This is a genomic window from Dactylosporangium maewongense, from assembly GCF_039531485.1.
In the GTDB taxonomy this organism is placed as follows: Bacteria; Actinomycetota; Actinomycetes; order Mycobacteriales; family Micromonosporaceae; genus Dactylosporangium; species Dactylosporangium maewongense.
The window spans coordinates 145,554-163,406 of record NZ_BAAAQD010000017.1 but is presented as its reverse complement, the minus strand read 5'-3'; the positions used below and the strand labels follow the sequence as shown (position 1 = coordinate 163,406).

The window sequence follows — 17,853 nt, the reverse complement described above, 5'->3', positions numbered from 1 at the left end:
ACAATGATTGAAGTTCGGCGCACCGATCGATGCTCCGGCGCGGTGGATGACCGTGCATGACCACGGGGACCGGCTGTCCGTGTCGGCGCCGGACGCGCGAGGGTTGCAGATCGGTGACCGCAACAGCCAGACGAACGTGCACCTGGACGCTTCGCTGCTGCCACCACCGCAACGGATCACCAGTGACGGACCGGTCCACAATCTGCCACCGGCATCCGGGGTGTTCGTCGGCCGCGACCTCACTCGGCTCGCGATGCTGCTGTCCGACTCCGGCAGCGGGGTCGCGGGGCGGGCCGCCATCCACGGCCTCGGCGGGGTCGGCAAGACAGAGCTGGCGCTGCAGTACGCGCTGAGCTACTCCAGCCGGTATCGGCTGGTGTGGTGGGTGACCGCGGACACCGCCGAGAACGTCGATCTCGGACTCGCGGCACTGACCGGCCGGCTGCATCCAGTCGCGACGCTCGCCGACGCGCAGGCGTGGGCGGTGGGCTGGCTGCAGTCACACACGGACTGGCTCCTGGTCCTGGACAACGTCGAGGCCGTCGAGGACGTCACCGGACTGTTGGGGCAGGTAACGGGCCGGGGGCACGTCCTGGTGACAACCCGTCGCGATCTGGGCCAGGCCTGGTGGGTGCGGCTGCGACTGGCACCGCTGCCCCTTGGCCCGCTGCAACGGGCCGCCGGCGTCGAGCTCCTGATGCGGCTGACCGGCTCACAGGACATGGCGGCGGCGGACCGGCTGGCAGCGGATCTCGGCGATCTTCCGCTCGCGCTGGAACAGGCCGGCGGCTACATCAGTCAGCACCACGGGCTGGCCTTCGACGACTACCGGGAGCGGCTCGCAACGCAGTTCGCCCGGATGGCGAACGCATTCGGGCCGGTCGCGACGGCGCAACGCACCGTCGCGTCGGTCTGGCAGGTCACCATGCGCGCCGTCCGGGCCAGCTCAGAGCCGGCGCACCGGGTGATGCAGGTGCTGGCCTGGCTGGCACCGGAGGCGCTGCCGCAAGCCGTGCTGCTGCCAGTGATCGACGACCCCGTCGACCTCGACGACGTGCTCGCCCTGCTGAGCTCGTACAACATGATCGTCCGCAGCGACGGCAGCGTCGGCATGCACCGGCTGGTCCAGGCCGTGATCCGTGTCGACGCCACAACGGACCAGCTGGACGCGGCCGTCCGGCTCCTTGATGCGTCGCTGCCGGGCGATCCGGTCGCGGACGTCGCAAACTGGCCCCGCTGGAACGAGCTGCTACCCCACATCGATGCCGTGCTGGCCCGGCTTCCCGCCGGTCACACCGACACCACGGCTCTGGACGTCGGCGAGCGCGCCGCCACCTACCGCCTGCATCAGGGGCACATAGCGAAGGCGGTCGCTGCGTTCGAACAGATACTCGCCGATCGGCAGCGCGTGCTCGGCGAGAACCATCCAGACACCCTGACCACCCGGGGCAACCTGGCTGACGCCTACCACGACGCGGGCCGGATCGACGAGGCCATCGCCGTGCTCCAGCAACTGCTCACCGATCAGCAGCGGCTGGTCGGCGATGACGACCCGAACACCCTGAGCACCCGAGGCAATCTGGCTGTGTGTCACCATGCAGCAGGCCGGGTGGACCAGGCCGTTGCGGCATTCGAGGAGCTCCTCACAGATCGGCGTCGCGTGCTCGGTGAGTATCATCCCGACACCCTGACCACCCGCAACAACCTGGCAGATGCCTACCTTGACGGGGGTCGGACCGACGAGGCCGTCTCGGCACTCGAACAGCTCCTCACCGACCAGCGCCGAGTGCACGGCGACAACCACCCGCACACTCTGGTTGCCCGCAACAACCTGGCGTCCTCCATGCGGATCGCGGGCCGCCTCGACGAGGCGATCACCGCATTCGAACAACTCCTCACCGACCAGCGGCGGGTGCTCGGCGACGACCACCCGCACACTCTGACCACCCGCAACAACCTGGCGTCCTCCAACCGGGTCGCGGGCCGCCTCGACGAGGCGATCACCGCATTCGAACAACTCCTCACCGACCAGCGACGGGTGCTCGGCGACGACCACCCCGACACGCTCCACACTCGCGGCAACCTTGGCGTCGCCTTTCGGGCAGCGGGCCGCGTCGACGAAGCCGTCGTGATGTTCGAGCAACTGCTCGCGGATCATCAGCGCGTCCTCGGCGACGATCATCCCGACACGCTGAACACCCGCGGAAACCTGGCCGGCGCCCGTTTTGCGCTCGGCCGTGTCGACGAGGCCGTCGCCGAGTTCGAGCGCCTGCTCGTCGACTCAGAACGAGTGCTCGGCAACGAGCATCCCCGCACGGCCGCGATCCGCCATCGCATCGAAACCGCGCGGGGTCTGCCCGGCGGGCAGCATGGTCGATCATGAGTTGGTGACCAACGCCGACGCGGTGTCCTTCTCGCTGGCCGTGCCGCCGCTGTTCGCCGCGCTCGCCCCGGCGCGCAACGTGCTCATCGCCGGGGCGGGTGGTGGGTTCGACGTGTACGCCGGGCTGCCGCTCGCCCTCGCGCTCTGGGAGGGTGGGACGCGGGTGCACCTGGCCAGCCTGTCGTTCTCGCAGCTGGAGCTGCCTGTACCTCGACCGCGTCGAGCACACGATCGGCCGCCGCCAGGTGATCACCCGCATCCAGGCCTTCCGCGACGAGGTCGCCACCGCCCGCGTCCCCCGCGCCTTCCCCCACTGACCCCACGGGGTTGAGCGGCCGGCCCGGACAGGGCATCGCGGTGGGGCGGTTTGTGCGAGACTGGCGCGGCTTTCGAGGATCTCGCTCGCACGGAGACATGATGACGCTGCAATACCGCCGCCCCAAGCTCTGGCTGCTCGCGATCTACTTCCTCGCCGGGTGCGCGGTCATCTGGCTGTCGCAGACCGGCGTCGAGCTGACCGTGCTCGTGTTCGTCAACCTGGGCTCGACGGCGCTGCTGATCGTGGGTGGGATCGTGATCCTGTTCACGCTGTGGCAGCTGCGGGAGGCGTTCCGGCCGGACCCGGTGGTCATCGGCGAGGCGGGGCTCCAGCTGAAGGTGGCCGGCATCAACCGGCTCGTGCCGTGGGGCGCGATCGACGCCGTGTTCCTCGAGCCGTACGTCAACCCCGGCAGCGACACCCGCACGCACCGCCTCGTGCTGACCCCGGCGCCCGGCGTCGACCTGGGCGCGAAGACGGACTACGGCAACCAGGCGGACGGCCGCCCGTCGATCGTCCTGCTGGCGGTCGACGAGACCCTGCAGACCGCCCCCGAGGTGGCGCAGGCGCTCGCGGCCTACGCGGGCCCGCGGTTCCTGCCGTCGCCGCTCAGCATGGAGAAGTGACCCCGGACCGCTGGGCGCGCTGCTGGACCCCGGCCGAGGTGGCCCGCCGCCTGACCGGGGTCACGCAGCCCTGGTACGTGGCGGGCGGCTGGGCCCTCGACCTGTTCCGCGGCGAGCAGACCCGCGAGCACCACGACATCGAGATCGGCGTGCCAGCGGGGCGGTTCGCCGAGCTCCGCTTCCCCGGCCTCGTGTTCGACGCCGTCGGCGGCGGTCAGATCTGGGAGGCTGCGGACCAGCCGGCCCTGGACGCCACGCGGCAGACCTGGCTGCGCGACCCGGCGACCGGCGACTACCTGGTCGACGTCTTCCGCGAGCCGCACGACGGCGACACCTGGATCTACCGGCGGGACGAGACGGTCCGCTACCCGTACAGCGACATCATCCGGCACACCGCGGACGGCGTCCCGTACCTGATCCCGGAGCTGGTGCTGCTGTTCAAGGCCAAGGAGCTACGCCCGAAGGACCAGGCGGACTTCGACGCGGTGCTGCCCCTGCTGGGCGCGTCACAGCGGCGGACGCTGGCCGGCCTGCTCGCGGCGCACCCGTGGCGCGCGGCGTTACCGTAGCCGGCAGTACTCGACGTGCAGCTCCGCGGGCGGGTTCCGGCGGTCGTGGTAGCGCCCGATCCGGCCCAGGTTGATCTCGGCGCAGCAGTGCGTGCCCGGGGTCACCGCGAGGTGCGCCGGGCAGTCCTCGGCGAGCTGCCGCAGCTGCTCGGTCTGCAGGTCGAACGCCTCCCGGCTGCCGGTGAGCACGAGGGTGTCGGCGGCGATCTGCCAGCGGAGGTGGTCGCGGTAGCCGTCGTTCCACACCCGGCGGTGGTCGGCGACCGGCCGGTCCGGCCACGCCCCCGCCGGCAGCGTGACGGTGTACGGCGCGCCGGCGCCCAACCGGCCGCGGATCTGCTTCCACCGTGACGCCGGCACGGCCAGCCGGTGGTGCAGCAGCACCAGGTCGAGCGGGCGGCCCCACCAGGAGCACCGGTCCGGCCTGCGGGCCGCGCGGACCGGCAGGAACACGATGCTGTGCGGGGACCGGGCCGCCAGTCCCCACGCCGTCGCGAGCGTGGCGGCGGTGTGCTTGTCCAGGCAGAACTGCGCGCCGAGACGGCCTTCGTAGAGCCCGCCGAAGCCGACCGCCCGGGCCGGACGGATCACCCGGTACTGGCGGTCGCCGAGCCGGACGGTGCTGATGCGCACCGCCCACGTGCGCTCCGCCAACGGGACGACCATCGCACGAGCATTGCGGCACGGCCCGCCCGCGGCAACCGACTTCCGCGGCTACGGGTCGAGGGCCGGCGTGTTCGCCTTGTCGAACACCACGGACCACGGGCCGGGCGAGCCGAGGATGCGGCCGGGGCCGTCGGCGCGGGGGCGCAGCACGGCGCCGGCCAGCTCGCCGAACCGGGCGGCGGCCGGGTGCGGGGCGCGGCGCGGCCACACCGCCGACGTCTCCTGCCACAGCGGGTCACCGGCGAGCGGGCGCCACGCGACGCGGGGTTCGCGGCGCACGGTGTCCTCGCGCTCCAGGCCCACCCCGAGGCCGGCGAGGACGAGCCCGCACAGGAACTCGGGGTTGCGGGCGTGCCGCACCCGCGCCGGCACGAAGCCGAGGTCACGGCATTGGCCGAGGAGGGTGTCGTACCAGGTGGGCGCCGTCACCCGGGGAAACACGACGAGACCCTGCCCGGCGAGCTGACCGGCGGTGACCTCGGTGAGCCGGGCCAGCGGCGAGACCCGCGGCAGCACCACGCCGAGGCGGACCCGGGTGACCGGGCCGCGGCGCAGGTCGGCGGCGTCGACCGGGTGGTGGACGAGGCCGACGTCGAGCCGGGCGGCGGCGAGCAGGTCGAGCTGCTCGGCGGTGGTGAGCTCCTGCAGGTCGACGTCGACGCCGGGCGCCTGCTCGCCGAGGCGGCGCAGCAGCTCGCCGAGCGCCGCGGCCGGCGTCTCCGGGGGCACGCCGGCGCGCAGCGTGCCGAGGTCACCGTCGCGGATGCTGTGCATGAGCGCCCGCAGCCGCCGTTCGGCCGCCAGGAACTGGACCGCCTCGTCGCGCAGGGCGCGGCCGGCGTCGGTGAGCTCGGTGCCGCGCGGCAGCCGGTCGAAGAGCGTGACGCCCAGCTCGCGCTCCAGCCGGCGCATCGCCTGGCTGAGCGGCGGCTGGGCGATGCCGAGCACCTCGGCGGCCCGGCTGAAGTGCAGTTCCTCGGCGACGACGAGGAAGTACCGCAGATGCCTGGACAGGTCGGCCATAGGCTGACCCTATGTTGATCGAGGAGACGTTCGCCGCCGCCGGGGTGCGGGGCCGGCTGCACGCGCGGGACATCGACTCGGACCGCACGGTCGGGGTCGGCGCCGGCGAGCAGGTCGTGCTGTCGTCGATCGTCAAGGTGCTGCTGGTCCTCGAGTTCGCCCGGCAGGTCGCGTCGGGGGCGCTCGACCCGGCCGAGCGCGTCGTCGTCGGTGCCGGCGACCGCTTCGGCGGCTGGGGTACCGCCGGGTGCGCCGACGACGTCGAGCTGTCGCTGCGGGACCTCGCGTACTTCGCCATCTCCATCAGCGACAACACCGCCGCCGACGTGCTGCTGCACCGGCTCGGCGGCCCGGACCTGCTGGCGCTGCTCGCCGCGGAGCTCGGCCTGGACCGCACGCGGGTCGTCGGCGGCCCGCGGCAGATGCTGGAGTCGATGTTCGCCGACATCGGGGCCCGCGACGACGCGGAGTTCGCGCGGCTGTTCCCGACGCTGCCGCCGGAGCGGGTGGCGGCGCTGCGCGTGTTCGACCCGCGGCGCACGACGTCGAGCACGCCGGAGGAGTTGACCCAGCTGCTCGGCATGCTCTGGCGTGACGAGGCGGGACCGCCGGCGGCGTGTGCCGCGGTCCGGGAGCTGATGGGCCGTCAGATGTCGTGGACGAGGCTCCGGTCGGGGTTTCCGGCGCTGGTACGGGTGGCCGGCAAGACCGGCACGCTGCCGGGGCTCGCGATGGAGATCGGTGTCGTGGAGTACCCGGACGGCGGGCGTTACGCGGTGGCCGTGTTCGTCGACGGGGGCGGCCGCACGCCCCGCATCGACGTGGACACCGCACTCGGCCGCGCCGCGGCCGTAGCCGTCGGCATGCTGCGTGACCAGCGCTGATATCCAGTCGCGTATGGGCGGTGCGGTGAGCTGGTCTTGGACAGCCCGGACGCGCCGGTGCTTGGGTGGGCGTCATGTCCGAAACACGTGATCTGAACCGCCGCGCCCTCATCCGTACCGCCGTCGCCACCGGGGTCGCCGCCACCGGGGTCGCCGCGGCGGGGCCCGCGGTCGCCGCCCCTGCGGGCCGGACCGGCACCGCGACGCTGCGGTGGTTCGGCACCTCCGGCTGGCGCATCGACGTCAACGGGCGCACGGTGCTCGTCGACCCGTACCTCACCCGCTTCCCGACCGGCCTGTTCACCGGCGCGTTCGACCCGGCGACGCCGCTGCGGGTCGACGCCGACGCGATCGGCTCGCGGGTCGGCGCGGCGGAGACGGTGCTCGTCACGCACACCCACTGGGACCACTTCAACGACGTGCCGCACATCGCGAAGACCGTCCCGGGGGCGCGGATCCTCGGCACCCTCACCGCCTACCACCTCGCGCTCGCCTCGGGCGTGCCGGGCGGCCAGGCCGTCCCGGTCAAGGGCGGCGAGCACCTCGACTTCGGCGACTACACCGTCGAGGTGGTCGCGTCGCTGCACAGCCGCAACGCCGCCTATTCCCTCGCGTTCCCCGGCGTACGGATCACCCCTCCCGCGGCGCCGCGGACGATCGGCGACCTGCCCGAGGGCGACACCCTCGCGTACCAGGTGACGGTCGCCGGCGGCCCGAAGCTGTTCTTCATGGGCGGCAGCGACTTCGTCGAACGCAACCTGGCCGGCCTCGCTCCTGACGTGGCGATGGTCGCGCTGCCGTCGGCCGGCGTCGTGTACGACTACACCCGCCGGCTGCTGGCGGCGCTGGACCACCCGCGGGTCGTCGTGCCCGTGCACTGGGACAACTTCGAGACCCCGCTGCGCAACCCGCCGGCGGTCGCCGCCGGCGACGCGGCCAAGCTCGACGCGTTCGTCGCCGCGATCCGCGAGGCCTCACCGCGCACCCGGGTCCTCCTGCCGTCGTACGACACCCCGTACACCTTCTGACGTTCACGGGGGAACGCGCGGACCGGCGTGCCCGGGCGGTCCATGGGCTGGGCGGGCCTCAGCACTCGAACACCGACCAGCAGATGTCGTTGCGCAGTCGCTGGTCGTCGAGGACGAGCTCGTGGATGGCGTCCGGCAGCTGGTCCCGCTGCCACTGGCACTCCTGCCGCGCCGCCGCGTCGCCGGTGCCGTCGGGTGCGGCCGCCCGCGCGGCCTTGATGGCGTAGGCGGCCGCGCCCAGCTCGTGCGCGGCGACGTGGGCGACGACCGCGGCCTGCCCGGCGGCGTACGCGGCGTGCCGCGCGGCACCGCGCAGATCCCGGGCCGCCCCCATCGCGTGCCCGCCCGCCGCCCGGGCCTCCATCATCTTCACCTCGCCCCGCACCCACGCCCGGGCGGCCTCGATCGCCCGGCGTGGCCGGAGGTCCCCCGGCCGGGCCGCCTCGAAGTGGCCGAGCACGTGCTCCGCGCACACGGCGGCCCACAGCGCGAGCAGGTGGTGGTCGTCGTCGGTGAGCGTCCCGCCGCGCCGGATCGTGATGAAGCGGGGATCCCGAATCTTCGGCAGGATCATGCTGCGTTCCCACGGTTCATGCCTGTCAACCGTACCGTTGAACCGCCGGTTGAGACTTCAGCTCACCCGCGCCGCGGCACGTCGGGTCGCGGCGGCGTGGAGTACCTGATCAGGGCATCGATGCCCCAGCCGCCCAGGAACGACAGCCAGGCCAGGGGCACGCCGAGGAGGCCGTCGTACCAGAACAGCCAGCCGCCCGCGCCCGCCCCGGTCACGAACGCCTCGCGGTAGCCGGGGATCGGCAGCAGCACGTCGATCAGCACGTACGCGACGCCGACCAGGACCGACATGACGGGTGTACGCACCAGCCACGCGTACAGCCAGGCCGGCCCGGCGGACGCAGCGACCATCCCCACGAAGAACCAGGGCGCGTCGCCGCGCAGGATCGTCATCCCGGCGGTCGGCAGCGCGATCCCGATGGTGGCGGCGAGCGCGACCCCACACCTCACCCACGCCCACCGGCTCATCGCAGCACGATAGCCGTATCGTGCTGCGGATGCGCCCCAGACTGATCGCCGAGTCCTGCGTCGGGGCGGCATCCGGCCAGGTCAGGCCCGTGGCCGGCGGCGGCTGGCTGGTCACCGACCCGGACGACGACGCCACGCGCCTCCTCTGCCGGCGGCTGCACGCCAGGGCGACCGTCGACGGCGGCTGCGGCGTGGTGTCCAGCGACGGCACCCACCTCGGCACCGTCACCGATGGCGTCGTCACGGTTGAGGACCTGCACGGCCGGCAGGTGTGGCGGAAGGCCCTCGAGGGCGTCACCGAGTGTCACCTGGACGGGCGCGGCGTCCTGTGGACCCTGGCCGGCGATCGGCTCGGCGCGCGGGAGACCGCCACCGGCCGCCTGATCGGCGAGGCCCTCCTCGGTGTCCACCCCGGCTGGTCCACCTGGATCGACGACCCACGCGGCGACTGGACCGGTCTCGCCGGCGACCGCAGCTGGCTGGCCCGCCCCACGACCGCCGGCATCGCGGTCCGGCCGGTGCCCGACGTGACGCTCACCGACCTGCACCGCACGGAACCCCGGTATCTGGCCAGCACCCGCGACGGGACCCGCCTCACGGTCCGGGACGTCGCCACGAACGCCGTCGCGGCCGACAAGCCCACGGACCCGGGCGCGTGCCTGCTCGCGTCCACCGCGGTCAGCGAGTCGCTGGTGCTCGCCGCGTACAACCTCGACGACCACGGGACGGAGCTGGAGCGGCACCTGCTGCTGTCGGCGGCCACGCTGAGCGTGCGCTCCGCCGTCCGGTATCCGGCGCCGCAGCGTGACGTCCACCGGTCGGCGGAGCCCGGCACGTGGCTGACGAGCGACGCCGAAGGGCTCCGCCTGTGGCGGCTCGACGGTCTGCTCGACGACGACCCGCTCCCGGGGCAGCAGGCGCTGTTCTGAAGCAAGGCGGACACCGCTGCGAGGCTTTGTCCACTACTGTTGTCGATGCGCGGCATTCGACAAGCGGGGGGCATGGACGAGCGGGGCGACGAGACCGGGTTCGGCGAGGCGGGGACCGACGAGGAGCTGCCGGCGGCGCCGGGGCGGTCGCGGTGGATCTGGCTGGTCACGGCGGTCGTGGCGGCGCTCGTCGTGGTCGGGGCCGTCGTGTACGTGCGGCTCGGCGGCACCACGCACTCGCTGCCGGAGGCCGTCGCGCCGAAGACGTCCGCGACGCCGTCCGCGCTGGTACTGGAGCCGAGGCCGACCGGTGCGGCGTGTCGCGACGCCCGGCCCGGCCAGTGCGGCGACGACGAGCAGGGGCTCGCGGCCTTCCCCTTGACGGTGCAGGACTGGGACTTCCGGATCGAGCACCGGTTCCGCCCCGCCTACGGGCCGCAGGTCCGCGAAGGGCTGCTCGAGGGCACGACCTCGACCGAGATCGCGTTGCCTGGCGACGTGTTCGGCGCCGACGGGCAACCGCTGCCCAGCGCCGAGCCGAAGACGACGAGCGCCGACGGGCGGGTCACCATCGTCTACGACAAGGACCGGCACCTGCGGACCATCGAGTGCCGGGTCGACATCATGGCCTCGACCCGGCAGGCGCCCGACGGGCTCCAGCTGCTGCAGGCGTGTGTTCGGGCGATCGTCACCGACGACATCGCCGCCGAGACCAACACCTGGATGGCGCAGCACATCCGGCCGACGGACAGCCCGACGGCCGTGGTGAGCCGCTGGGCGTGCGGCTGGCTGGCGCTGGAGCTGACCGTCGGTTTCCGGGACAGCGTGGTCACGATGTCGGCACCGGCCGGGCAGCACGCGACGCCCTGCGCTCAGGTCGACCGGAAGTAGCCGGCGCCGCGCGGTACCGTCGCGGGATGATGGATGAGATCCGCCGCCTCGCCGCCGAAGTCGACACCACGGCGCTGTGCGACGTCGGCGACGACGTGCGGGTCATGTCGCCCGCGCTGCGCTGCCGGTCGGCGAATCCCGTCCTGTGCGGCCCGGCGGTCACGGTCCGGTGCCGGGACGACTTCTTCGGCGTGATCCAGGCGATCGAGCTCGCGTCGGCGGGTGATGTACTGGTGGTCGACGGCGGCGGCCGCGAGACCGCCCTCGCCGGTGAGCTGTTCGCACGGGTCGCGCTGGGCAAGGGCCTGGCCGGGATCGTCGTCGACGGCGGCTACCGTGACCTGCGGTTCGTGTCCGGGTGCCGGCTGCCCGTCTACAGCCGGCACGTCACCCCGAAGGCGGGCACCACGACGAAGCCCGGCATCCTGGGCGCCACGGTCAGCTGCGGCGGCGTGCCCGTCCACCCCGGCGACATCGTCATCGCCGACCACGACGGCATCGTGGTGCTCGACCCGGCCGTCGCCGTCGCCCGCCTCACCGCCGCCGCCCAGGTGATGGCGACCGAGGCGGAGGTCGCGGAGCGCCTCGCCGCCGGCGCCTCCCTCGCCGACGTGCTCAACACCGCGGAGCACGCGGACCGCCTGACCCGCGGCGAGCCGTCACGGCTGCGGTTCACCCTCTGACGGCAGGCGCAGCGGGCCGGGACGGGTCGGCGGCGAGCGCCGCCGGCGTCAGGCGGACGGCACGAACCGTAGGGCCGCGGTCGCACCCGACGGGTCGAGGACGAGGCCGGTGGTGTCGGTGAACTCCGCGAGCCGGGCGAGCGCGTCGTCCGGCGCCGTGACGCCCGGCAGCGCCACGAGCAGGCCGGCGAAGGTGAGCGTGGCGTCGGCGTGGACGGGGTCGGCGCCCAGGCGGTCGACGTCGCCGGACAGGGACACCGCCGCTCGCAGCGACGGCCCGTCCTGCTCGCCCAGCCGGAGGTCGACGGCCTCGAACCGGTGGTGGATGTAGTGGTAGACGGTCGCCTCGGCGGGGTCCGTGAACGCGGCGCTCGTCAGGTGCAGCCCGCCCATCCGGCGCCAGCTGTCCGTCGGCGCCGGCATCCACTCGACGGCCAGGCTGAGCGGGCTGAAGTCGTCATCGTCGGGCACGTCCTCGAACCGGAAGTCGAAGCACCAGGTCAGGCGCGACGGTAGGGCCTGGTTCGCGAACAGCAGACCGTGCCACCGGCCGCCTTCCGCGGAGACGAAGTCGAGCACGGCACCGAGTCTGGCACACCGCACCGGCTCGCCGGCCGCCGTGCGGCGGCGCCTACACTCCGGGCGTGGCTGCGGGCGGGGTGGTGGATGTCAGGGCCAGGCTCCGGGAGGCGTTCGTGTGGCGGGGGGACCGGACCGACGAGAGCCGGTACGCCGACATCACCGGCTGGTGGCGGGACGCGGAGCTGCTCGGTCTGCTCGGGCCGGCGCTGGCGGGGTTGTTCGCCGGTGCGGAGCCGACCGTGGTGCTCGGGCCGGACTCGCGGGGGTCGCTGGTCGGGCCGCTCGTCGCGCTGCACCTGGGGGTCGGGTTCGTCGAGGTGCGCAAGGACCGGGCGCCGGCCGGTGACAGCGACCAGTGGATCCGTCGCACGACGCCGCCGGACTACCGGGACCGGCACCTGGAGCTCGGCTTCCGGCGCGACCTGGTGCGGCCGGCGGACCGGGTGCTCGCCGTCGACGACTGGGTGGACACCGGCAGCCAGGCGCGGACGGTCCGCGCGATGGTCGACGGCGCGGGCGCCGGCTGGGTCGGGTTCGCCAGTCTCGTCGACGCGCTCGACGACGCGCGGCTGCGCCGCGACCTGGGGCTCAGGTCGCTGCTGCACCTGCGGGACCTGTGAGGGGACCTACCGCCAGCCGGCGCGGTCGCGGGCGCCGCGGATGCGGTCGATGCGGGCCTCGGCCGTTGACGGTGCGTCGATGCCGAGCCGGGCGCGGCGGCGCAGCTGGAACGTGAGCATGTCGGCGAGCGGCGCGTCGCGGTACTTGCGCCACCGTTTCGTGAGCCACATCGACTTCTTGGCGAGCAGCTTCGTCTCGGCGGCCTCCGACGCCGTCGCCGAGGCGGGACCGGTCGCGGCGGCGAGGACCTGGTGCGAGCGGTGCCGGTCGGCGCGGTTCGGGTGGCGCTTGTTGCGGCGGATGTTCTTGCGGGAGCTCTTGTCGTTCTCGCCGTAGTCGTTGCGCCGGTCCTTGGCGTAGCTCAGCGCCTTCTTCTCCTGCGGGCTCCTGCGCGCCACCGCCGTCACCTCCCCGTCTCGGCCGCCGCCGGCCAGGGTATGCGCCGGGCGGCCCGGCCGGCACCCGGATTCCGGCGTGGGAGACGCCATGAGGTCAGGTGTTGCGCAGGATGCGGTGGCCGAGGGCGGGTGACAGGCGCATGATCGGCGGCAGGAGCCTGGACCTGCCGACGAGGATCTCGTCGGTGCCGCGGGCGAGACCGTCCAATATGGACGCGGCGGCCGCCGCGGGGGTGATCTTGTTGGCGCCGCGGCCGCTGGTCATGTCCGTGTCGACGAGGGTCATGACGGCGTCGACGACGCGGACGTGCGGGGCGGCGTCCTGGCACTGGTAGCGCAGGGCGCGGGTGAAGGAGCGGACGGCGGCCTTCGTCGCGCAGTACACCGGGGCGGAGCGCTTCGGGGCGAGGGCCAGGCCGGTGGTGACGTTGACGATCGCGGCGGACGGCTGGCGACGCAGGTGCGGCAGCAGGCCGGTGGACAGGGCGACGACCGCGTCGAGGTTGACGGCGATCTCGCGGCGCAGCACCGGGCGCAGGTCGCGCGGGTCATCGGTGAGGAAGTCGGTCAGGGTCTGCACGCCGGCGTTGTTGAAGACCACGGACAGGTCGGGGTGCCGCTGCGTGACGCGGTCGGCGAGGTCGGCGACGGCGGCTGGGTCGGCGAGGTCGATCGGCCAGTGGGTGACGCGGTCGCCGGCGGGGCCGTCGAAGCCGCGGGCGACGGCGACCACGTGGGCGCCGCGGGCGACCGCCTGCCGGGTCAGCTCCCGGCCGATGCCGCGGCTGGCGCCCGTTATCAGGACGGTCCGGTCGTTCAGGTGCATTGCGGTGTCTCCTGTACTGGGCGGGCGAACGCGACTGGAAGGGCGGAAGCCGCTGGGCGGGCGGATGCCACCGGACGGGCGGATGCCAGTGGACGGGCGAACGCCGACCGGAAGGCGGCGGGGGTCATCGCGGTCCGGCGGCGGAACTCGCGGGTGAAGTGGGGCTGGTCGGTGTAGCCGCTGGCGAAGCCGACGACGCCGAGCGCGTGCCGGGTGTCGATGAGCAGGCCCGCGGCGGCGTCGGCGCGGGCGGCGGCGAGCAGCCCGCTGAACCCGCCCTCGGCGCGCAGGTGGCGCTGCGCGGTGCGCGGTGACATGCCGAGCTCGGCGGCCAGGTCGCGCAGCGTCCAGCGGCGGACGAGGTCGCCGGCCAGCAGCGCCCGCGCCGGGTCGGTCCCGGCCCGCGACGGCGCCGGGGGCGCGGCGACCGAGGTCCAGGTGAAGTGCCACGGCCCGCCCCGGTGGTCGGGTGGCGGCGCGGTGAACGTCCCGTCGGCGTGGACCGGCCACGGACCGAACGTCAGGGAGAGTCCGTGGACGCCGGCGGCCGTCAGCAGCGCCGCCAGTACACCGGCGACCAACGCGTCCTCGGCGGGCGTGGGCGGCTCGTCGGCGGGGCCGGTGTGGGACGCGGTGAGGGTGCGCTCCCCCGACGCGTGCACCACGACGCGGTGGCGGGAGTGCACGAACCGTTCGAGCCTGGCCCAGCGGGCGAACAGGTCCTGCGGGCCGGTGGCGGCGGCGAGCGCAGACATCGCCGGGTCGGGCGGCAGGCGGGGCAGGATCAGCCCGACGCGCAGCAGCGGCAGGAGCCCGTGCGTGGCGGCCACGTCGGCGAGCAGGCGGCGCTTCACCGCCAACGGGACCAGCGCACCGCCCGGCGCGGGTGTGGAGACCGCGATGCCGTCGTCCGCGAGGGACCGCAGCACAGCGGCGACCAGCGCCCCGCTTGCGAAGTCGTCCATGACCGGCAACGGTAGGCGCTGCCGGTCCGCGTGTATTGAACGATCACGCCGCGATCGGGTACCGGCGGAGCTGGATCCGGGTGTGGTCCAACGTGCCGGGCAGCGGCGGGCCCAGCGGCTGGACGGCCGTGTACCGGTGGGTGCGCAGCAGCTCGGCGAGCAGGGTGGTGGTGACGAGCAGGACGAGGTTGCGGCCGGCGCACCCGGCGGGGCCGGCGCTGAACGGGAAGATCTGCGGGCTGCGGCGGGCCGCACCGCTGAGCCAGACCTCGGGGGCGAACCTGTCGGCGTAGTGCATGCCTTCGTCGCGATGGAAGAACGAGCTCATGACGATCAGCGACGTGTGCGCCGGGAGGGTGGCGCCGTCCCAGTCGGTCTCGCGGGTGCTCTCCCGCAGGATGGCGAGCGTCGTCGGCCACAGGCGCAGAGTGTCCTGCACGCACGCGCCCAGGAAGCGCAGGTCCGTGGCGGCGGTCTCGGCGCGGGACGGGTCCGAGCCGAGCAGGGCGAGGGTGCGGAAGGCGGTGGCCGCCGCCGCGTCGAACGCGAACAGCCAGTGCGGCACCTGGCCGGCCGGGTCGACGTCGGTGGTCGACGGGGTGCCGGCCATCATGCCGGCCAGGCTGCCGGGCTCGGCGCGGGCGACGTACGCGTCGACGCGGCGCTGGAACCGCTGCCGCAGGCCTTCCTGGCGGGGGCGCAGGTAGGCCCAGTTGGCGGCGTCGCGCAGCCGGTCGAGCTCGCGGGTCAGCCGCTCGTCGTCGCGGGCGGCCTCGCCGAGCGTGACGCGGCGGGCGATCCGGGCGAACATGGTGGAGAACCGGCGCCAGTCCAGGGCGTCGCCGGCCGGGTCGCCGCGGCGGACCTCGTCGCGGATCGCGGCGACGATCGCGTCGGCCTGGCGGTGCTCGGTCTCCTGGGTGTCGAGGACGCGTTCGTTGTACATGCGGCGGTGGGTGCGTTCCTCGCCGGTGCTGATGAGCACGCCGTGCGGCTGGAAGTGGCGCATCGCCGCGCGCTTCTCGGTGGTGGCGGGCGTGAACGGGTCGGGGGTCTCCCGCAGGATCCGCTCGACGTCGGTGGCCGACAGCACCACCGCGAACGACCGGCCCGGCACCTTCAGCATCAGGGGGCTGCCACCGTACTGGCGCCGCAACCGCTGCAGGAGCCGCCCGGCTCGCTTGTCGGCGTCGAGCCGCCGCGCGAAGCGCACCATCCGCGGTCGCCGGCGGATGACGCCCTGGAGGAGCGTCGGGGCGACGACCGCGAGGGCGACCTTCGCCGTGTCGAGGGCCGACGCCGTCGCGGGCGGCGCGGACGGGGCGGTCCGGGCGGGCGTGGCCGTCGATGCTGTCATGTCGTCCCGGCTACCCGGCCCCCGGTCGGGGAAACGCCGCGGCGGCCGGGCGCTGGGGAGCAAGCCGTCTCGTCCGTCACGATCGCTGGGCGCTGACGAACGCGTTCGTTACGATCGTGTTCGTGAGTCCGAGACAAGGTCCCGTCAGCCGCCGCAGCCGGCCCGCCAAGGCGCCGCTGAGCCGCGAGGGCGTCGTGGCCACCGCCCTGCGGCTCATGAAGGACGAGGGCCTTGAGCGGGTCACGATGCGGCGGCTCGGCGCCGAGCTGGAGACCGGGCCGGCGTCGCTCTACGTGTACGTCCGCAACACCGCGGAGCTGCACGGGGCGCTGCTGGACGAGCTCCTCGCCGAGCTGCTCGCCGGCGTGGACCGGCCCGCGCCCGGCCAGCCCTGGCGGGAGCGGCTCATCTCGCTGCTGTCCGCCTACACGGAGCTGCTGTTCGCCTACCCGAGCCTCGCCCGGTCGGTGCTCACGCTGCGCCCGTCGGGGCCCAACTACCTGCGGCTGATCGACACCGTCCTCGGGCTGCTGCACGCCGGCGGCGTGCCGGCCGGGCAGGCGGCGTGGGGGGTCGACCTGCTGCTGCAGCACGCGACCGCCACCGCCGCGGAGCACGGCAGCCGGGCCGAGGCGGCCGAGGCCGAGCGGGAGGCGGAGGACCTCGCCATGGCGGTCGCCGACGCGCCGGCGGACGCCTACCCGCACATCGCGATGGCGCGGCAGGAGCTGTTCGCCGGCACCGGCGGGCAGCGGCAGCGCTGGGCCCTGTCCGCGATCATCGAAGGTTTGCGCGTGCCGATCCCGTAGTCCGTTTTCGCAGCCATCACGAACATGTTCGTCACGAACGCGTTCGTCAACCCGTCAGGAGTAGCCATGACCACCATTAGCATCGTCGGGGCCGGACTCGGCGGCCTGACCCTCGCCCGGGTCCTGCACGTCCACGGCATCCCCGCCACCGTCTACGAGCTGGACGAGTCGCCGTCCGCCCGCACCCAGGGCGGCATGCTCGACATCCACGACTACAACGGCCAGGTCGCGCTGCGCGAGGCCCACCTGTTCGAGCGGTTCCAGGCGATCATCCACGCCGGCGGCGAGGCGACCCGCATCCTCGACCGGCACAACACCGTCCGGCGGGAAGAGGCCGACGACGGCGAGGGCGGGCGCCCGGAGGTCGACCGCGGCCGGCTCCGGCAGCTGCTCCTCGACTCGCTGCCCGCCGGGGCGGTCCAGTGGGGGCGCAAAGTCGGCGGCGTCCGGGCGCTCGGCGGCGGCCGGCACGAGCTGACGTTCGCCGGCGGCCCGGCGGTCACCACCGACGTGCTGGTCGGCGCGGACGGCGCCTGGTCCCGGATCCGGCCGCTGCTGTCCGGCGCCGTGCCCGCCTACGCCGGGGTGTCGTTCGTCGAGGTCGACCTGCGCGACGCCGACACCCGCCACCCCGGCCCGGCGGCCGTCGTCGGCACCGGAATGCTGTTCGCGCTCGGCCCCGGCAAGGGGTTCCTCGCCCACCGCGAGCCCGACGGCAGCCTGCACATCTACGCCGCCCTCACCGTGCCGCAGGACTGGGCGTCGACCGTCGACTTCACCGACCCCGGCAAGGCCAAGGCGGCGCTGGTCGAGCAGTACGCCGGCTGGGCGCCCGAGCTTCAGGCCCTGATCACCGAGGCGGACGGCCCGCTGGTCCCCCGCCCCATCACCGCGCTGCCGATCCGGCACCGCTGGGACCGCGTGCCCGGCGTGACGCTCGTCGGCGACGCCGCGCACCTCATGTCGCCGTTCGCCGGGGAGGGCGCCAACCTGGCGATGCTCGACGGCGCCGAGCTCGGCAAGGCGATCGCCGCGCACCCCGGCGACGTCGAGGCCGCCCTCGCCGCGTACGAGCGGGACCTGTTCCCGCGCAGCGCCGAAGCCGCGCGGGAGGCCGCCGACAACCTGGCGCTGTGCTTCGAGGACAACGCCCCGCAGGGCCTGCTGGACCGGTTCGCCGCGCTCAGCGCGCAGTGACTCCGCCGTGGGCGTCGGTGTCCCGTCCCGCGACCGGGTCGCTCTACGCTGTGATC

General features: G+C 74.0%; 21 protein-coding genes. 12 read left to right on the top strand and 9 right to left on the bottom strand.

The features are described from left to right. The first annotated feature begins 7 nt into the window (after positions 1–7). The 4 genes from ABD332_RS36825 (at position 8) to ABD332_RS36810 (ending at position 3,897) form a co-directional block, all read left to right on the top strand. Positions 8–2,383, top strand: coding sequence for a tetratricopeptide repeat protein (locus ABD332_RS36825; protein ID WP_344507538.1), 2,376 nt, complete (start codon positions 8–10; stop codon positions 2,381–2,383). A 4-nt stretch (positions 2,384–2,387) separates the two neighbouring features. Beyond that, on the top strand, positions 2,388–2,714 hold the full coding sequence (locus ABD332_RS36820) for a hypothetical protein (RefSeq protein WP_344507536.1): 327 nt from the start codon (positions 2,388–2,390) through the stop codon (positions 2,712–2,714). An 86-nt stretch (positions 2,715–2,800) separates the two neighbouring features. Then, positions 2,801–3,328: a hypothetical protein gene (locus ABD332_RS36815; RefSeq protein ID WP_344507535.1), complete on the top strand. Its 528-nt coding sequence runs from the start codon at positions 2,801–2,803 to the stop codon at positions 3,326–3,328. After that, positions 3,325–3,897 carry a nucleotidyltransferase domain-containing protein gene (locus ABD332_RS36810; RefSeq protein WP_344507534.1) on the top strand — a complete coding sequence of 191 codons (573 nt, stop codon included), beginning with the start codon at positions 3,325–3,327 and terminating at the stop codon, positions 3,895–3,897. Before ABD332_RS36815 ends, ABD332_RS36810 begins: the two co-directional genes overlap by 4 nt. Here the strand turns inward: ABD332_RS36810 and ABD332_RS36805 are convergent. Beyond that, a complete protein-coding gene (locus tag ABD332_RS36805; RefSeq protein ID WP_344507532.1) occupies positions 3,889–4,563 on the bottom strand; it encodes a hypothetical protein in 675 nt (224 codons plus the stop codon). The two genes, ABD332_RS36810 and ABD332_RS36805, sit on opposite strands and share 9 nt — an antisense overlap. A gap of 48 nt (positions 4,564–4,611) precedes the next feature. Continuing rightward, positions 4,612–5,586 carry a LysR family transcriptional regulator gene (locus ABD332_RS36800; RefSeq protein WP_344507530.1) on the bottom strand — a complete coding sequence of 325 codons (975 nt, stop codon included), beginning with the start codon at positions 5,584–5,586 and terminating at the stop codon, positions 4,612–4,614. A gap of 11 nt (positions 5,587–5,597) precedes the next feature. On the opposite strand from ABD332_RS36800, the gene ABD332_RS36795 reads away from it, so the two are divergent. Next, positions 5,598–6,470 (top strand): serine hydrolase, encoded by an 873-nt coding sequence (locus ABD332_RS36795; RefSeq protein ID WP_344507528.1) that lies wholly within the window; start codon positions 5,598–5,600, stop codon positions 6,468–6,470. Between the two features lie 74 nt (positions 6,471–6,544). Further along, entirely contained in the window at positions 6,545–7,498 is a 954-nt protein-coding gene (locus ABD332_RS36790) for an MBL fold metallo-hydrolase (protein ID WP_344507526.1), read from the top strand. A gap of 58 nt (positions 7,499–7,556) precedes the next feature. On the opposite strand, the gene ABD332_RS36785 is transcribed toward ABD332_RS36790, so the two are convergent. Together ABD332_RS36785 and ABD332_RS36780 are read right to left on the bottom strand one after the other, a co-directional pair. Beyond that, positions 7,557–8,072, bottom strand: coding sequence for a putative immunity protein (locus ABD332_RS36785; RefSeq protein WP_344507524.1), 516 nt, complete (start codon positions 8,070–8,072; stop codon positions 7,557–7,559). A 62-nt stretch (positions 8,073–8,134) separates the two neighbouring features. Further along, entirely contained in the window at positions 8,135–8,539 is a 405-nt protein-coding gene (locus ABD332_RS36780) for a hypothetical protein (protein ID WP_344507522.1), read from the bottom strand. Between the two features lie 29 nt (positions 8,540–8,568). Between ABD332_RS36780 and ABD332_RS36775 the strand changes: the two genes are divergently transcribed. The 3 genes from ABD332_RS36775 (at position 8,569) to ABD332_RS36765 (ending at position 11,042) form a co-directional block, all read left to right on the top strand. Beyond that, entirely contained in the window at positions 8,569–9,468 is a 900-nt protein-coding gene (locus tag ABD332_RS36775) for a hypothetical protein (RefSeq protein WP_344507521.1), read from the top strand. 72 nt (positions 9,469–9,540) lie between these two features. Beyond that, positions 9,541–10,359 (top strand): hypothetical protein, encoded by an 819-nt coding sequence (locus tag ABD332_RS36770; RefSeq protein WP_344507519.1) that lies wholly within the window; start codon positions 9,541–9,543, stop codon positions 10,357–10,359. A 26-nt stretch (positions 10,360–10,385) separates the two neighbouring features. Then, positions 10,386–11,042 carry an RraA family protein gene (locus ABD332_RS36765; RefSeq protein ID WP_344507517.1) on the top strand — a complete coding sequence of 219 codons (657 nt, stop codon included), beginning with the start codon at positions 10,386–10,388 and terminating at the stop codon, positions 11,040–11,042. Between the two features lie 48 nt (positions 11,043–11,090). Here ABD332_RS36765 and ABD332_RS36760 read toward each other — a convergent pair whose 3' ends face one another. Continuing rightward, on the bottom strand, positions 11,091–11,621 hold the full coding sequence (locus tag ABD332_RS36760; protein WP_344507515.1) for a hypothetical protein: 531 nt from the start codon (positions 11,619–11,621) through the stop codon (positions 11,091–11,093). A 65-nt stretch (positions 11,622–11,686) separates the two neighbouring features. Between ABD332_RS36760 and ABD332_RS36755 the strand changes: the two genes are divergently transcribed. Beyond that, positions 11,687–12,244, top strand: coding sequence for a phosphoribosyltransferase family protein (locus ABD332_RS36755; RefSeq protein WP_344507513.1), 558 nt, complete (start codon positions 11,687–11,689; stop codon positions 12,242–12,244). A 6-nt stretch (positions 12,245–12,250) separates the two neighbouring features. On the opposite strand, the gene ABD332_RS36750 is transcribed toward ABD332_RS36755, so the two are convergent. The 4 genes from ABD332_RS36750 to ABD332_RS36735 form a co-directional block, all read right to left on the bottom strand. Beyond that, on the bottom strand, positions 12,251–12,643 hold the full coding sequence (locus ABD332_RS36750) for a hypothetical protein (RefSeq protein WP_344507511.1): 393 nt from the start codon (positions 12,641–12,643) through the stop codon (positions 12,251–12,253). 94 nt (positions 12,644–12,737) lie between these two features. Beyond that, entirely contained in the window at positions 12,738–13,469 is a 732-nt protein-coding gene (locus tag ABD332_RS36745; protein WP_344507509.1) for an SDR family oxidoreductase, read from the bottom strand. Further along, the gene (locus ABD332_RS36740) at positions 13,460–14,434 is read right to left on the bottom strand and encodes a helix-turn-helix transcriptional regulator (protein WP_344507507.1); all 975 of its coding nucleotides are present in this window, start codon (positions 14,432–14,434) and stop codon (positions 13,460–13,462) included. Before ABD332_RS36740 ends, ABD332_RS36745 begins: the two co-directional genes overlap by 10 nt. A gap of 43 nt (positions 14,435–14,477) precedes the next feature. After that, positions 14,478–15,791 carry a cytochrome P450 gene (locus tag ABD332_RS36735; RefSeq protein WP_344507505.1) on the bottom strand — a complete coding sequence of 438 codons (1,314 nt, stop codon included), beginning with the start codon at positions 15,789–15,791 and terminating at the stop codon, positions 14,478–14,480. A 122-nt stretch (positions 15,792–15,913) separates the two neighbouring features. Between ABD332_RS36735 and ABD332_RS36730 the strand changes: the two genes are divergently transcribed. Both ABD332_RS36730 and ABD332_RS36725 read left to right on the top strand, forming a co-directional pair. Next, positions 15,914–16,600: a TetR/AcrR family transcriptional regulator gene (locus ABD332_RS36730; protein WP_344507503.1), complete on the top strand. Its 687-nt coding sequence runs from the start codon at positions 15,914–15,916 to the stop codon at positions 16,598–16,600. Positions 16,601–16,666: 66 nt separating this feature from the next. Beyond that, a complete protein-coding gene (locus tag ABD332_RS36725; protein ID WP_344507501.1) occupies positions 16,667–17,797 on the top strand; it encodes an FAD-dependent oxidoreductase in 1,131 nt (376 codons plus the stop codon). The last annotated feature ends 56 nt before the right edge of the window (positions 17,798–17,853 follow it).